We start from the raw sequence: 14,406 nt of genomic DNA, 5'->3' as shown, positions 1-14,406 counted from the left end.
CCGATTGCAGGCTGGTACGCCGGGGGTCAAGTTACCTGTTTGCAAATGTGCAATGTAGCCTGCGCTCCGGTCAGGCGAATTCATGCCCCACCGGGCGGGCCAGAAGCGCGCGTGCCGCCAGCGTCATGTCGATCTCGCCCGCCAGCAGGCTGGCCACCGTGGCGATGACGGGCGTGCTGACTCCGTGCGCCTGGGCCAGAAGGTGCAGGGCGGGGGCCGTGGCCATGCCCTCGGCCACGCCCTCGAGGGCGGCTGCGGCTTCGCGCGCGGGCATGCCCTGGCCCACGGCCAGCCCCAGCCGGTAATTGCGCGAGGCCGCCCCCGTGCAGGTCAGCAGCAGGTCGCCGATCCCCGCAAGGCCGGACAGCGTTTCCACCTTGCCGCCCAGCGCGTGCGACAGGCGGGCGAGTTCGGCAATGGCGCGGGTGATCAGGCCCGCGCGCGCGTTCTCGCCCAGTTTCGCCCCCATGGTGGCGCCTGCGGCAATGGCCACCACGTTCTTGGCAGCACCGCCAAGCTGCACGCCGGTCGGGTCATCGCTGGCATAGAGCCGGAAGGCGGGCGTGGTCAGCAGGTCGGCCAGCCTGCGGGCCTGCGCGCGATCGCTGCTGGCCAGCACGGCGGCCGCGGGCAGGCCGGCAGCGATCTCATGCGCAAAATTGGGGCCGGACAGCACGCCGAGCACGCTATGGGGAAACACCTCGCCCAGCACCTGCAACGGCATGAGGCCGGTCGCCTGCTCGATGCCCTTGCAGCAGGCGATCATCGGCGCGCAGGGCAGCAGCGTGCTGCCAACCGCGCGCAGGTGCTGCATGGGGCAGGCCAGCAGCATCAGATCCGCCTGGCGGGGCAGGGCGTCGGTGACCGTAATGGCTTCGGGCAGGGCAAAGCCGGGCAGGCGCGGCATGACCCTCCCCGCCGAGAGGGCGGCGGGATTGCGCGCCCACAGCGTGACATGCGCGCCCGCGCGGGCGGCCTGCAGGGCCAGCGCCGTGCCCCAGGCGCCTGCGCCGATCACGGCAATGCGTTTGGTGTGGGTCATGATGTGCGTTCTCCGCAGGTGTGTGCCGTGAACCGGCCTTCTGTCATGTGCCTAACCGCAATGCGCCGCGCGGGGTTGCTGGGCAAGGGGAAGAGGGGCGCGTGTGTGATAAAAGTTTTTTGGGTGCCGCCATTTTTCAAACAGGCGGCGTCTTTCGAAGCTTTTTGAAAAAAAGCTTCACCAAAAACCTTTATCTTCTAAGGCGTTGTCTCAAGCAGGTCCGCTGTCATGCGCTGCGCCATTTCCGCGAGCGGCCAGCGTGGGCGGGGGCGCAGGGCGATGTCGTTGGGAATGGGCAGCCCCGCCTCGCGGCGCGCGCGCATGGTCTCGATCGCGGCCCACGCCACCATCACGGCATTGTCGGTACACAGCCGCAGCGGCGGGGCGGCAAAGGGCAGGTCGTGGCGGGCCGCAAAATCGCGCAGGTTGGCGCGCAGCACGCCATTGGCCGCAACGCCGCCCGCCACCACCAGCGTGGTGGGGCGCTCCATCATCGCCAGCGCATGGCCGAGGCGGTCGATCACGATGTCGCTCACCGCCTGCTGGAAGCTTGCGGCAATATCGGCGGCTTCCTGCCGGGGCAGGGCGGTGCGCACGGCCACAGGCAGCTTCTGTGCCACGGCGGTTTTCAGGCCGGAGAAGGAGAAGTCACATCCCGGCCGGCCCATCAGCGGGCGGGGCAGGGAGACCGCGCGTGGATCGCCCTCACGCGCAAGGACCTCTACCGCCGGGCCGCCCGGCCAGCCGAGGCCGAGCATCTTGGCCACCTTGTCAAACGCCTCGCCCGCCGCGTCATCGATCGTGCCGCCCAGCCTGCGGTAGTGGCCGACACCTTCCACCGCGATGCACTGGCAGTGCCCGCCTGACACGAGCAGGAGCAGGTAGGGGAACGGCGCGCCATTTTCAGCCACGCCGGGCAGGCGCGCGGTCAGGGCATGGGCCTCGATGTGGTTGACGGCGATGAAGGGCTTGTCGAGTGCTATGGCCATGCCCTTGCCCATGTCGGCGCCGACGATCAGCCCGCCAATCAGTCCCGGCCCGCAGCTTGCGGCAATGGCGCCGAGTTCGTGGGGCTGCATGTCGGCCTTGGCCAGCGTGTCGCGCACGAGTGCTGGCAGGGCGGCAAGGTGGGCGCGGGCGGCAATTTCGGGCACGACCCCGCCAAATGGCACATGGCCGGATTGCGTTAATGTCGTTTCTGCCACGATCCGACCGTCTATCGTGACGATGGCACAGGCGGTGTCATCGCACGAAGATTCAATGGCCATAACGGGAGTTGGCAGATCGGGTGGGGTCTGGTCGCTATCGGGCATGGCGCAATTTACAATCCGGATGTGTCGAATGTCATCTTTCCTTTATCGCGATGCGGTAATAGACACGCGATATGGAGTCCGCAAAGCCATCCGCCCCGTTTCCATCGTCCGCGCTACAGAAAGTCGCGGCCGAGGCTGCTGCACGCCAGCGAAAGGAAGCCACCCAGACCGAACCCCACCGGCGGCAGCTACCGCTGAAGGTCGGAACGCGGGCCTCCCCGCTGGCGCTGGTGCAGACGCGCGCCTTCCTGACGGTGCTGACCCGCTTCTGCCCCGTGCTGCGCGACATGGGCGCGTTCCAGGAGCACCAGATCAGCACCACGGGCGACCAGGTGCTCAACCGCAAGCTGGCCGAAATTGGCGGCAAGGGCCTGTTCGCCAAGGAAATCCATGAGGCGCTGCTTGATGGGCGGATCGATTTTGCCGTTCACAGCCTCAAGGACCTTGAAACCACGCTGCCGCCGGGGCTGGTGCTGGCCTGCACCCTCAAGCGCGAGGATGCGCGTGATGTGCTGATCCTTGGCCCCGGCTGTGGCGAGCCCGACCCGGCTGACCCGTACGCCGTGCTGCCGCAGGGTGCGCTGGTGGGCTGTGCCTCGGTGCGGCGGCAGGCGCAGATGCTGCATGTGCGCCCCGACCTGAAATTCGGCCTGCTGCGCGGCAATGTGCAGACACGGCTCGACAAGCTGGCCGCGCGCCAGTGCGATGCCACCCTGCTGGCCTATGCAGGCTTGCGCCGCCTGGGCATGGAAGACCGCGCCGACGTGATCCTTGACCCCACCATCATGGTGCCGGCGGCGGGGCAGGGCATTGTGGGTGTGACCGTGCGCGAAAGCGATGTGGAACTGCGCGAACTTCTTTCCGCCATCGAGGATTACGAGGCTCGCGCCGTGGCCACGGCCGAGCGTGCGCTGCTCGCCGAGCTTGACGGTTCGTGCCGCACGCCCATTGGCGGTTACGCGCGGCTGATCCCGGTCGTGGCCGGTGGCGCGCCGGAACTGCACCTGACCGGGCTTGTGGCGCGGGAGGATGGCTCCTTCCTGCTCAAGCGCTCGATCAGCGGCGCGCCGTCCGATGCGGCCCGCCTGGGGCGCGATCTTGGCCGCAGCCTGCGCGCCGACAGCCCGGCTGACATCTTTGCCGAGAGCGCCTGACCAGCAAAACGCCCCCGTCGCGCAGAACGGGGTCATCATTACCCGCCCCCCGCCCGGCCTCGCCCCCACCATGGCGGCGGTGGCCGGGCTGGGGTGGCAGCCCATCGCGGCTTCCATGCTGCATGTCGAGCCGCTTTCCCTGGCGCCAGACACACCCCGCCCCGATGCCATCGTGCTGACCAGCGGGCAGGCCATTGCCGCCATAAACCGCCCCGCATGGCATGATGTACCCTGTTACGTGGTGGGTCATGCCACGGGCGCGCGGGCGCGCGTGGCCGGTTTTACGCATGTCGTCACGGCGGCGGGCACGGCGGATGATCTGGCCGCATTGCTGCGCGCCGCCCTGCCCGCGCGGGGGCGGCTGCTTCTGGCCGTGGGGCGTGGCTATGGGCGCGACATGGCGCAGGCACTGCGGGCGGAGGGGTTTCGTGTCATGCGGCGCTGCGTCTATGCGGTCCGTCCCGGGCAGCGTCTGCCCATGCAGGCGGCACAGGCGCTCGGGGCAGGGCAGGTGGCGGCGATCCTGTTCTATTCCACCCGCACGGCGCAGGCGTTTCTCGCGGCCCTGACTGCGACGCAGGCCGGGCTGCTGGGGCAGGTCGTGGCGGTAGCCATGTCAGCGGGCGTGGCGAACGCCCTGGCCACCGTGCCCGCATGGCGGGATATACGCGTGGCGGCCCGGCCAGATCAGGCTGCCATGCTGGCCTGCCTGGGCAATCCTTGAGACGTTTCTGGTGCAAAGGGCAGGCACGGACCATGCAAAAAGGCCGGGAGCACATGCCCCCGGCCTTTTGTCTGTAACCGTAACCGCCAGAAGGATCAGGCGTGGCCCGGCGTCTGGTCAAACGAGTTGCGCTTGGCCTGCCACAGCGCCACGAAGTCGATCGGCTGCAGCACCACGGGCGGGAAGCCGCCATCACGCGTGACTTCGCTGAGGATGTTGCGCACATAGGGGAAGATCAGGCGCGGCACTTCAACGAGCAGGATCGGCTCGACAAGCTCGGCGGGCGGGTTGGTCAGGGTCACGATGCAGGCATAGGCCAGTTCGGCAATGAACACCGGGCGCCCCTGCGGGCCGCCTTCCTGCTGCGGGGGCTCGGTGGCCTCGGTCTTTACGGCCAGGATCACCTCAAACACCATCTGGTCGGGTTCCAGCCGGTTGGCCTGCACATCAATGTTGACCGAAATCTGCGGGTTGGTGCGCAGCGTTGCGAAGATTTCCGCACCGGCGGGCACTTCAAACGACAGGTCCTTGATGTATTGCAGGTTGATCGCCAGGGGCTGCGCCGGGGGCGCGCTCTGGGCGTTTTCAGGGGCGGGCGGCTGAGTCGTGTCGGACATGCTTGTCTGTATTCCCCACAGGATAGAGGCGAAAAGAAAGGGTACCGTATCCTCTGGCCGTAGCATGGGTATGCAGGTGATGCCATACCAGCTGCCGGAATTTTAACGCTCGTCGCGCATTGTGCTGGCTCCGGGCGTTGCCTATGTTGTAGCGCAGGGTAATCTTTGGCAGGCTGGCCCACCTGCGATGATGGACGCGCGGCATGAATTTTTCTTTTGGTCATTTTCCGCTGGATCTGATTGTTCTGGGGCTGGTGGCTGTCTTTCTCGTGCTGCGGCTGCGTAGCATCCTCGGTCGCCGTGTCGGCGCCGAACCGGCGGCCCGCCCCGTGGCACCCCCGCCCGTGGCGCCCGCCATGGTGCAGAAAGCCCCCGAGCCGCCGCCGCCTGTCGTTACATATGACATCCCCGCGCCCGATACGCGCGTGGGCGGCGTGCTGGCCCGCATTGCCGCGCTGCAGCCCGATTTCACGCCAGACGGGTTTGCCAGGGGCACGGAGGCGGCCTTCCGCCAGATCGTGACCGCCTATGCGGCAGGCGACCTGAACACGCTGCGCACGCTGCTGACGGCTGCCACCTTCACGGCGTTCGAGGCCGCGATCGCGTCGCGCCAGCAGGCGGGCGAGACGCTGCGCAGCGAAATCCGCGATATTACCGATATCGCCATCATCGGCGCGGATATTGATGAAACGACCGGCCCCAATCCTGTCGCCCATATCGAAGTGCGCATCGTATCCGACCAGATCAGCGTGACACTGGATGGCAACGGCCAGCCCGTGGCGGGCGTGGATGCCGTGACCGAGTTTTCCGACCTGTGGGTGTTCGAGCGCATTCTTGGCATAAATGGTGATGGCTGGCGGCTTGGGGCCAGCCGCAGCGCGTAGGCACGATGAACTGCCTTACTTTCATCAATAAAGCCATGATAAATACATCTTTATGAAAGTGTTCAAGCGTATCGCGCCGCTGTGCGCCGTTGTTGCCCTGTGCGGGTGCCATATGGAGTCCCCCACGCTCGGGGCGAAGGCACCATCCAGCCATGCCCGCGCCGTCTCCTTCAGCCAGCTTCCGGGCTGGCAGGACGATGCGCAGGAGGAGGCACTCCCCGTCTTTCTGGCCGAATGCCACAAGATCGAGAGCCTGCCGCCCGAAAGCGGGCTGGGGGGCGATGCCTCGGCGCATGCGGGCCACCAGGTGGGTGACTGGCAGCCCGCCTGTGTCGCGGCCCGCGCGGTGCCCGCTGGCGACCGGGCTGCGGCGCGTGCGTTTTTCGAGCAATGGTTCGTGCCGACCCGCCTGCCCGCAGGCAAGCGCGCGGACGGCACGCTGTTCACCGGCTATTACGAGCCCGAGATCCGCGGTTCCCTGCGCCGTGGCGGCATTTACCAGACCCCCGTCTATCGTCGTCCGCCCGATCTGGTGCGCCAGCGTGATGCGCAGGGCAATGTGGCAACCGGGCGCGTGCATGACGGGCAGATCGTGCCCTACTGGACCCGCGCGCAGATCGATGAAGGGGCGCTGGCGCATAAAAAGCTCGAACTGCTGTGGCTGGCCGACCCGGTGGACCTGTTCTTTTTGCAGATTCAGGGTTCAGGCCGCGTCCGCCTGCCCAATGACGAGGTGGTCCGCCTTGGCTTCGATGGCCTCAATGGCCAGCCTTACGTGCCGCTGGGCCGGGCCATGGTGGCGCAGGGCCTGATTGGCAGCGATGATGTCAACATGGCCTCGATCCGTGGCTGGCTGGAGGCGAATCCGGGCAAGGCGCGGGCGATGATGGAGCAGAACCCCAATTACGTCTTCTTCCGCGAACTGCCGTCCGACAGCCCGCTGGCCGGTGCGCCGGGCGCGCTGGGCGTGCCGCTCACGCCGGGGCGCTCCATGGCGGTCGACCGCTCTTACATTCCGCTGGGAAGCCCGGTATGGGTGCAGGCGCAGGTGCCGCTTGCAGGCCACCTGGCCGCGTGGAACCGGCTCGACTTCGCGCAGGATCTGGGCACCGACATAAAGGGACCGGACCGGGCGGACCTGTATATGGGCTGGGGGCCGGAGGCGGCGCAGGCAGCGGGAAACCTGCATTCACCCGGCCAGATGATCCTGCTGGTGCCCCGCAGCGAACCGGGGCATGAAAAGAAGCACAGGCATAAACACAAACACTAGATCCGCTCCGGGCGGAGTGAAGAGCGTAGCAGCATCATGACAGGGCGACCCCGCGCGGGGCAGGTTTCCGCATCCACACCCCGCCTGCCGCGGACTGTCCGTTACACCGAGGGGCCGCACCTGCTGGTGCGCGGCGACTGCCTGCGCGCGCTGCGCCGCATGGAAGCTGACAGCGTGGATGTGGTCGTGACCTCGCCGCCCTACAACATCGGCCTCAAATACCGCACCTACCGCGACCGGCTGGAAGAAGAGGGCTATCTGGACTGGATGGTCGAGATCGCGCGCGAGGTGCGGCGCGTGATGCGGCCCGACGGGTCGTTCTTCCTCAATGTGGCGGGGTCATCGGCCCAGCCCTGGCTGCCGTTCGAACTCATGGTGCGGCTGCGCGAGCTGTTCGTGCTGCAAAACCATATTGCCTGGGTCAAGTCGATCTCGGTCGGCACCGACACGCATGGCCACTTCAAGCCGGTCAACAGCCACCGCTACCTCAACCGCAACCATGAGCACCTGTTCCACCTCACCCGCGCGGGCGATGTCGGGCTGAACCGGCTCGATATCGGCGTGCCCTACATGGACAAGTCCAACATCGTGCGCCGCGGCCACCGCCAGGACCGGCGCTGCCGGGGGGATACGTGGTTCATCCCCTATGAGACGGTGCAGGGCAAGGCGCAGAAATTCCACCACCCCGGCACGTTTCCCGTGCAACTGCCGCAGATGTGCATCCGCCTGCATGGCAAGAGTGCGCCCGTGGTGCTCGACCCCTTCATGGGCACGGGCACCACGCTCGTCGCCGCCGTGCGCGAAGGGGGGCGGGGCATCGGAATTGATCTGGATACCATCTATGTCAATGTCGCCCGGCAGCGCGTGCGGCAGGCTATGGTCGCGGCTGAGGCTGGTGCGGACGGGTGAGATGATCGAAATTATTGATCGTTTTTATCGAAACGATTGTTTTGACAAATATTCCTTCAATCGACCAGAACATCCGCAAGCCAAGCGAAAGGGTTTTGCATGTCGATGAGGAAGATGGTGGCGGCGGCCGTGGTGGCTGGCGGCATGGTGTATGGTGGCACGGTTGCCTATCTCACCCATTTTGACCACGCAACCGCGCCTGCCCCCGCCGGGGCGGGGGTCGATGCGGTATCGCGCGCGGCACTTGATGTGGTGCGTGAGGCGCGGTGTGATTACTGCCACGCCGCCAGGGTCGAGCTGCCGTTCTATTTTCACCTGCCCGTAGCGCAGCCGCTCATGAGCCGTGACCGTGATGAGGGGCTGCGCCACTTCCGCGTGGAGCCGGTGATCGACGCGCTGCAAAATGGCAGCGTGCCCGATGAGGAAAAACTGGCCCGCATCGAGGAAGTCATCAACCAGAACCGCATGCCCCCCACGCTGTACCTGCTCATGCACTGGCATGCCCACCTTTCGGCCAGCCAGCGCGAGAGCATGCTGACCTGGATCGCGCAGGTGCGCCGCCAGCATTACGCCACGCCGGGCGTTGCCGACCGCTTTGCCGCGGACCCCGTGCAGCCCCTGCCTGAGTCGGTTCCGGTGGATGCCAGCAAGGTGGCGCTGGGCCAGCGCCTGTTCTTTGACCGCAGGCTGTCGGGTGATGGCCAGTCGAACTGCGCGTCGTGCCACAGCCTGCAGCATGGCGGCGTGGACGGACTGGTCACGGCCTCCGGCATCGGCGGCCAGAAGGGGCCGATCAACGTGCCGACGGTGTTCAATGTGGGCTTCAGCAGATGGCAGTTCTGGAACGCGCGCGCCGATACGCTGGCGCAGCAGGCGGCAGGCCCGGTCATGAACCCCGTCGAGATGGGATCGCATGACTGGACCGCCGTGGCGGACAGCCTGCGCGCCGACCCGACCTACGCCCCTGCCTTCCAGGCCGCCTTTGGCAGCGATACGATTGATGAGACCACCATCACCAACGCCATCGCCGAATATGAAAAGACGCTGGTCACCCCCGACAGCCGCTTCGACCAGTACCTGAAGGGTGATGACGCGGCACTGAACACGCAGGAAAAGCATGGCTACGCGCTGTTCAGGCAGGTGGGCTGCGCGGGGTGCCATACCGGCCCGTCCATGGGCGGGCAGGCACTTGAGCCGATGGGGCTGGAAGGCGATTACTTCGCCGCCCGTGGCGGCACGCTGACCGATGCCGACAAGGGGCGCTTTGAAGTCACCCACGACCCGGCCGACATGGAGCGCTTCAAGGTGCCCAACCTGCGCAACATCGCGCTGACCGCGCCCTACTTCCATGATGGCAGCGTGAAGACGCTCGATGATGCCGTGCGCAAGATGGCGCGTTACCAGACGCCGGACCATGACATGTCCGAGCAGGATGTGGCGGATATCGTGTCCTTCCTCAACACGCTGACCGGGAAGTACCAGGGCGAGACGCTGCGCGACACGACGCCCTGAGGGGCCTGATAAAGAACGACGGACGTTTGCGGATGCCGCCTTTTTTCAAAAAAGGCGGCATTCTTTTTGCGCGGGCTGCGTGCCTGAAAACATGGACCTTGCGGGCACGGTATGATTCTATGCGCGCAGGCCACCGGCCCGCAGAAAGGAATCATACCGTGAGGCAGCGCAGACTGAACGAGGAGGAACAGGCCCTGTGGGCGGCCTTCGCGCAGGGTATCGCGCCGCTACGGACCGCGCCACGCCACACCGGCCAGACGCCACCGCCCACCCCGCCGCCTTCCGTGCCGCCCGAGGCGGACCGACCGGGCATGAGCCGTGCCGCCATCATGCAGCGCCTTGCGGCGGGGGGCGTGCATGCGGTGCACCAGACCGCAAGCCATAGCCTGACGGTGCAGAAGGGCAGGGGCGGCGCGTTCGAGATCGGGGTGCGCAGGCCGGGGCTCGATGATACGAGCTGGCGCGGGCTGGTGAGTGGCAAGCTGCGCCCCGAGCGCAGGCTTGACCTGCACGGGCAGGTGGCGCAGACGGCGTTCCACCGCCTGCACGGCTTCCTCATTCAGGCGCATGCCGACAATGTGCGCTGTGTCGAGATCATTACCGGGCTGGGCAGCGGCCATCATGGCGGCATCCTGCGGCGCGAACTGCCATTCTGGCTGGGGCGCGGCGATCTGGGGCGGCTCATTCTGGCCGTGGTGCACCCGCATGCGGCCAATCAGGGCGCCGTGCGCGTGCTGCTGCGCAGGCCGGGGCGCGGCGTGTACCGCTAGGGGCAGCGGTTCAGCCCAGCCGCCAGGTGGGCAGGTTCGCGGCCAGCCAGCGGCGCAGGGTCATGATGCTTGAGGTATCGCCCGAGATCTGCCGCAGCGCCTCGGTGGCGTCCGTGCCGGTCAGCAGCGTGCGGCCTGCATCATGCATCGTATCCTGCACGGTGCCGTCATGCAGCGCCTGCGCGGTGGCCGCCCGCCACCGCGCCAGCGTGGCCGATGAGGTGAGCATGGGCAGCACCAGCGCCAGATCCACCCCGGCAGCCCCCGCCAGCGGCCTGAGTGCCGCATGCAGCAGGCTGTTCAGCGCCGAACGTGCATCCTGACGCAGCCGGTCCTCCATGTTCATGATTGTCTGGCCGGGCAGGCTGAAGGGGCCGGGGCGGTCGGTCAGCGCAAACAGGGCGGGGCAGCCCGCCTGCGCCAGCGTGCCGGTCAGGGCTGCCGTCTCGGGCGTGCCCAGCGGGTCGGTAATCTGGATGACATCGACCTGATTGTCGCGCAGGGCCGCAGCCGCGGCCTGCGGCGTGGCCAGGCCCGTAACCGGTATGGGCCGCAGCCCGAACAGCGTCATGGCCAGCACGGTGGGCAGTTCGATGCCGGTCAGCGTCGAGACGGCAATGCGCACGGGCCGGTCGCGCATGAAGCTGCCAAGGCTGCGGTGCAACTGCGTGCGCCCGATCACGATGGGCACCGTCAGGCTGAGCAGCAGTGGCAGCCAGCGGGTGTAGTCGAAGTGGATGCGCGGATCGCCACAGAGCGAGGAGACGAGCGCCGAGCCGGGGGCCGCCAGCGCCATCATGCCATCGGATGCAAACTGGGAATCGAACAGGTTGGCACCCGTCACCCCGTCCTGCCCCACCGTGTCGCGCACGCTCAGCGGGTTGGGCAGGCCCAGCCCCTGGCCCAGGGCCGTGGGCAGGATGGGGCTCCAGCGCTCCGCCATGGCGCTGTGGCTGCCCGCCACGAGCAGCCCCGGCGTGCCGGTGGGCAACTGGGGCAGGCGCTCACGCGGGAGTTCGGATGCCCGCGCCCCCCACGGCCGCGCGGCGCCCGCGGCCACAAGGGCCATGAAAGCCCGGCGCCTGATCATGGCTGGCGCCCCCGGTCGCGCCAGGGCCCTGCCGGCGCGCTGTCGGGCCATGCCGCATGGCGGCGGGTGGACTGGTCAGGGCGGGGCAGGGAGCGTGGAACGGGCATGGCGCTATTCTTATGGCCAGTGGACTTCCGGGGGAAGGCTCATGAGGATGGCTTCGGTGTTTCCGCCCGTTTTGAGGCCAAAAATCGTGCCACGGTCATGGAGCAGGTTGAACTCGACATACCGCCCGCGCCGGACAAGCTGCGCCTTGCGCTGCTCTTGTGTCCACGGTTCCATCATGCGGCCGCGCACGATGTCGGGATAGGTTTCGAGGAAGCCAAGCCCCACATCCCGGGTGAACGCGAAATCGGCATCGAGGTTGCCGGTATCGAGCCGGTCATAGAAAATGCCGCCCAGCCCGCGGGCTTCGTCGCGGTGGGGCAGGTAAAAGTACCTGTCGCACCATTCCTTGAAGCGGGGATAATAGTCCGGGTCATGCTTCTCGCACGCCTTGCGGAACCCGTCGTGAAAGCGCGCGCCATCGCTGATGGCTTCCGCACTTTCGGGGAACATGGGGGTGATGTCGCCACCGCCGCCAAACCAGCCCTGCGTGGTGATGATCATGCGGGTGTTGAAATGGGCCGCGGGCACCAGCGGGCTGCACATATGGGCCACGAGGCTGATGCCGGTGGCGAAGAAGCGCGGGTCTTCCGATGCGCCGGGAATCGAGTCGCGGAATCCGGGGCTGAACACCCCGCTCACGGTGGAGACATTGACCCCCACCTTTTCAAACACCCGCCCGCGCATGAGGCTGATCACGCCGCCGCCGCCGGGCGTGCCATCGTCATTGGTGCGCGACCACGGCTTGCGCTCGAAGCGGCCCGCGGCTTCCTTGCCGGGCAGGGTGGGCGTGCCGGCGGCCACGGCCTCATCCTCGATCTGTTCAAAGGCCGTGCAGATCCGGTCGCGCAGGGTTTCAAACCAGGTCCGGGCCGTGTCCTTGAGTGCGTCGTGGGCGACGGGGGTGCGGGAAATTGTCATGTTCGTCTCATTTAGCCCGTTCTGGTCGTTCGCGATGGATATTACGGGTGCCCGTTTGTTCCACTTATTGCAAGACGGGTGATTGCAAGACCGGTTGTGCTGCCGCTAGGAAGGAGGCCAGCCCTGCGCGGCACTGCGCAGGGCTAATGCGCAGGGATACGGAAATTGTGGCGGGAACGTAGCAGACATGCATGAACCGGGTCATCGGCAGCGCGGGGCGCAACCCCAGCGCATCATGTTACGGCATGGCCTGTTACTGGGCGGGTTGCTGGCGGTGCTGCCCGTGGGCAGCGGGGCCAGGGCGCATGATTATCGTGAGCCGCCCCGGCAGCACTGGAGCTTTCAGGGGCCGCTGGGGCATTTTGACATGGCGGCCGTGCAGCGTGGCTACACGGTGTATGCCCAGGTCTGTTCGGCCTGCCACGGCATGAGTGCCGTGACCTATGGCGACCTGGCCGGGCTGGGGCTGAAGGAGGCGGATGTCAACGCGCTGGCCGCCAGCCATCACATCCCCGCAGGGGTGGATGCGGCGGGCCACCCGGTTGCCCGGCCCGCCAACATGGATGACCACCTGCTCTCGCCCTATCCCGATGCGCATGTGGCCGCCGTGGCCAATCATGGCGTGGTGCCGCCCGACCAGTCGCGGCTGGCCGTGGTGCATCCCGGCGGCGTGGACCGCATCTATGCCTTCCTTACCGGCTATGGCCAGACCCCGCCCGCGGGCACGGTGGTGCCGCCGGGCACGTTCTACAACCCCTATGCCGCCAACGGGCAGATCGCCATGCCGCCGCCGCTGTATGAAGGCGGCATTACCTACCCCGATGGCACGCCCGCCACGGTCGAGCAGCAGGCGCGTGATGTCACGACCTATCTGGCCTGGGTGGCAAACCCGCACCTGGCGGCGCGGCATCGCGCAGGAGTGGGGGCGGTCGTGTTCCTGCTGATCCTGCTTGTCCTTTCCATCTGTCTGAAACGGAGAACGTGGTCCAATGTCCACTAACGCTGCCACTGGCGCGCAGATCGAGCCGGTTATCGGCCTGATCGGCGGGTCCGGCCTGTATGATATCGAAGGCCTTGAGGACAAGGAATGGCGCACGGTCGAGACCCCGTGGGGCAAGCCGTCGGACCAGTTGCTGTTCGGCCGGCTTGATGGCGTGCGCTGCGTGTTCCTGCCGCGCCATGGCCGGGGCCACCCGCTGCCGCCCTCGCGCCTGAACTACCGCGCCAATATCGATGCGCTCAAGCGCTCGGGCGTGACCGATATCGTCTCGCTCTCGGCGGTCGGCTCGCTCAAGGAAGAACTGCCGCCGGGCCACTTCGTGGTGATCGACCAGTTCATCGACCGCTCGTTCGCGCGCGAGAAGAGCTTTTTCGATACCGGCTGCGTGGCCCATGTCGGCATGGCCGACCCGCTATGCCCGCGCATTGGCGACGTGCTGGAAGGCCAGTGCCGCGAACTCGGGCTGGACGTGACCCGTGGCGGCACCTACCTGGTCATGGAAGGCCCGCAGTTTTCCACCCGCGCCGAGAGCAATCTCTACCGCTCATGGGGCTGCTCGGTGGTGGGCATGACCAACATGCCCGAGGCCAAGCTCGCCCGCGAGGCCGAGATCTGCTACGCCACGGTGGCCATGGTCACCGATTATGACTGCTGGCACGATGACCATGACAGTGTCACGGTCGATGCGGTGGTCAAGGTGATGCAGCAGAACGCCAGCCGCGCGCGCGCGCTCGTGCGTTCGGTCATTCCCAAGCTCGGTGCGAAGCGTGGGCCGTGCCATGCAGGCTGTGACCGCGCGCTCGAGCACGCCATCATCACCGCGCCCGAAAAGCGCGATCCCGCCCTGCTTAAAAAGCTGGATGCTGTTGCTGGTCGTGTTCTGAACCGGGCTTAAGAGACCATTTTGAAAACAGAAGTTTTTGGGTGCCGCCTTTTTTCAAAAAGGCGGCTTTCCTCAAGAAGCTTTTTGGGGCCTGTTGGGAATTATCGTGAATTGATGATTGCAGCGGAGAGATAAATCATCGCTGCGAATGATCTGTCTGTCTTGTCGCTCCGCGTGGCGATACGCTTGAACTCCTTGAGCTTGCAGAAGAA

General features: G+C 66.7%; 14 protein-coding genes and 1 pseudogene. 9 read left to right on the top strand and 6 right to left on the bottom strand.

Going from position 1 to position 14,406, the window contains the following annotated elements:
• Positions 1-70 precede the first annotated feature (70 nt).
• Together HNW77_RS13810 and tsaD are read right to left on the bottom strand one after the other, a co-directional pair.
• On the bottom strand, positions 71-1,042 hold the full coding sequence (locus HNW77_RS13810; protein WP_172158421.1) for an NAD(P)H-dependent glycerol-3-phosphate dehydrogenase: 972 nt from the start codon (positions 1,040-1,042) through the stop codon (positions 71-73).
• A gap of 197 nt (positions 1,043-1,239) precedes the next feature.
• Complete coding sequence (gene tsaD, locus HNW77_RS13805) at positions 1,240-2,355, bottom strand: tRNA (adenosine(37)-N6)-threonylcarbamoyltransferase complex transferase subunit TsaD (RefSeq protein WP_172158420.1); 1,116 nt, start codon at positions 2,353-2,355, stop codon at positions 1,240-1,242.
• Positions 2,356-2,426: 71 nt separating this feature from the next.
• Here tsaD and hemC point away from each other — a divergent pair, with 71 nt between their 5' ends.
• Both hemC and HNW77_RS13795 read left to right on the top strand, forming a co-directional pair.
• A complete protein-coding gene (gene hemC, locus HNW77_RS13800; RefSeq protein ID WP_172158413.1) occupies positions 2,427-3,509 on the top strand; it encodes a hydroxymethylbilane synthase in 1,083 nt (360 codons plus the stop codon).
• Positions 3,493-4,233 (top strand): uroporphyrinogen-III synthase, encoded by a 741-nt coding sequence (locus tag HNW77_RS13795; RefSeq protein WP_241694483.1) that lies wholly within the window; start codon positions 3,493-3,495, stop codon positions 4,231-4,233. Before hemC ends, HNW77_RS13795 begins: the two co-directional genes overlap by 17 nt.
• A gap of 95 nt (positions 4,234-4,328) precedes the next feature.
• Here HNW77_RS13795 and secB read toward each other — a convergent pair whose 3' ends face one another.
• Entirely contained in the window at positions 4,329-4,850 is a 522-nt protein-coding gene (gene secB / locus HNW77_RS13790) for a protein-export chaperone SecB (protein WP_172158410.1), read from the bottom strand.
• 203 nt (positions 4,851-5,053) lie between these two features.
• On the opposite strand from secB, the gene HNW77_RS13785 reads away from it, so the two are divergent.
• From HNW77_RS13785 to HNW77_RS13765, 5 genes are all read left to right on the top strand, one after another.
• On the top strand, positions 5,054-5,734 hold the full coding sequence (locus HNW77_RS13785; protein ID WP_172158409.1) for a Tim44/TimA family putative adaptor protein: 681 nt from the start codon (positions 5,054-5,056) through the stop codon (positions 5,732-5,734).
• A 52-nt stretch (positions 5,735-5,786) separates the two neighbouring features.
• Positions 5,787-7,004, top strand: coding sequence for a murein transglycosylase A (mltA, locus tag HNW77_RS13780; protein ID WP_172158407.1), 1,218 nt, complete (start codon positions 5,787-5,789; stop codon positions 7,002-7,004).
• A gap of 36 nt (positions 7,005-7,040) precedes the next feature.
• On the top strand, positions 7,041-7,913 hold the full coding sequence (locus HNW77_RS13775; protein WP_172158405.1) for a DNA-methyltransferase: 873 nt from the start codon (positions 7,041-7,043) through the stop codon (positions 7,911-7,913).
• 105 nt (positions 7,914-8,018) lie between these two features.
• A complete protein-coding gene (locus tag HNW77_RS13770) occupies positions 8,019-9,425 on the top strand; it encodes a cytochrome-c peroxidase (RefSeq protein ID WP_275942156.1) in 1,407 nt (468 codons plus the stop codon).
• Between the two features lie 158 nt (positions 9,426-9,583).
• Entirely contained in the window at positions 9,584-10,195 is a 612-nt protein-coding gene (locus HNW77_RS13765) for a Smr/MutS family protein (RefSeq protein WP_172158403.1), read from the top strand.
• A 10-nt stretch (positions 10,196-10,205) separates the two neighbouring features.
• On the opposite strand, the gene HNW77_RS13760 is transcribed toward HNW77_RS13765, so the two are convergent.
• Together HNW77_RS13760 and hemF are read right to left on the bottom strand one after the other, a co-directional pair.
• Positions 10,206-11,285 (bottom strand): hypothetical protein, encoded by a 1,080-nt coding sequence (locus tag HNW77_RS13760; protein ID WP_172158400.1) that lies wholly within the window; start codon positions 11,283-11,285, stop codon positions 10,206-10,208.
• Positions 11,286-11,402: 117 nt separating this feature from the next.
• Complete coding sequence (gene hemF, locus HNW77_RS13755; protein WP_172158398.1) at positions 11,403-12,311, bottom strand: oxygen-dependent coproporphyrinogen oxidase; 909 nt, start codon at positions 12,309-12,311, stop codon at positions 11,403-11,405.
• Between the two features lie 187 nt (positions 12,312-12,498).
• Between hemF and HNW77_RS13750 the strand changes: the two genes are divergently transcribed.
• Both HNW77_RS13750 and HNW77_RS13745 read left to right on the top strand, forming a co-directional pair.
• Positions 12,499-13,311: a cytochrome c1 gene (locus HNW77_RS13750; protein ID WP_172158396.1), complete on the top strand. Its 813-nt coding sequence runs from the start codon at positions 12,499-12,501 to the stop codon at positions 13,309-13,311.
• Complete coding sequence (locus HNW77_RS13745) at positions 13,301-14,206, top strand: S-methyl-5'-thioadenosine phosphorylase (RefSeq protein ID WP_172158395.1); 906 nt, start codon at positions 13,301-13,303, stop codon at positions 14,204-14,206. The genes HNW77_RS13750 and HNW77_RS13745 overlap by 11 nt, the downstream gene beginning before the upstream one ends.
• 89 nt (positions 14,207-14,295) lie before the next feature.
• Here the strand turns inward: HNW77_RS13745 and HNW77_RS17820 are convergent.
• Positions 14,296-14,406, bottom strand: a pseudogene (locus HNW77_RS17820) (IS5/IS1182 family transposase); the annotation flags it as partial.

This window comes from Komagataeibacter melomenusus, from assembly GCF_013155395.1.
GTDB classification, from domain to species: domain Bacteria; phylum Pseudomonadota; class Alphaproteobacteria; order Acetobacterales; family Acetobacteraceae; genus Komagataeibacter; species Komagataeibacter melomenusus.
This window is presented reverse-complemented; position numbering and strand designations above follow the sequence as displayed.

What these genes read in the sequence shown, in the direction of transcription:
- HNW77_RS13745 (WP_172158395.1), top strand. Translation starts at nt 13,301, where the DNA reads ATGTCCACTAACGCTGCCACTGGCGCGCAGATCGAGCCGGTTATCGGC.
- tsaD (WP_172158420.1), bottom strand. Translation starts at nt 2,355, where the DNA reads ATGCCCGATAGCGACCAGACCCCACCCGATCTGCCAACTCCCGTTATG.
- mltA (WP_172158407.1), top strand. Translation starts at nt 5,787, where the DNA reads ATGAAAGTGTTCAAGCGTATCGCGCCGCTGTGCGCCGTTGTTGCCCTG.
- HNW77_RS13770 (WP_275942156.1), top strand. Translation starts at nt 8,019, where the DNA reads ATGAGGAAGATGGTGGCGGCGGCCGTGGTGGCTGGCGGCATGGTGTAT.
- HNW77_RS13775 (WP_172158405.1), top strand. Translation starts at nt 7,041, where the DNA reads ATGACAGGGCGACCCCGCGCGGGGCAGGTTTCCGCATCCACACCCCGC.
- secB (WP_172158410.1), bottom strand. Translation starts at nt 4,850, where the DNA reads ATGTCCGACACGACTCAGCCGCCCGCCCCTGAAAACGCCCAGAGCGCG.
- hemF (WP_172158398.1), bottom strand. Translation starts at nt 12,311, where the DNA reads ATGACAATTTCCCGCACCCCCGTCGCCCACGACGCACTCAAGGACACG.
- HNW77_RS13750 (WP_172158396.1), top strand. Translation starts at nt 12,499, where the DNA reads ATGCATGAACCGGGTCATCGGCAGCGCGGGGCGCAACCCCAGCGCATC.
- hemC (WP_172158413.1), top strand. Translation starts at nt 2,427, where the DNA reads ATGGAGTCCGCAAAGCCATCCGCCCCGTTTCCATCGTCCGCGCTACAG.
- HNW77_RS13810 (WP_172158421.1), bottom strand. Translation starts at nt 1,042, where the DNA reads ATGACCCACACCAAACGCATTGCCGTGATCGGCGCAGGCGCCTGGGGC.
- HNW77_RS13785 (WP_172158409.1), top strand. Translation starts at nt 5,054, where the DNA reads ATGAATTTTTCTTTTGGTCATTTTCCGCTGGATCTGATTGTTCTGGGG.
- HNW77_RS13760 (WP_172158400.1), bottom strand. Translation starts at nt 11,285, where the DNA reads ATGATCAGGCGCCGGGCTTTCATGGCCCTTGTGGCCGCGGGCGCCGCG.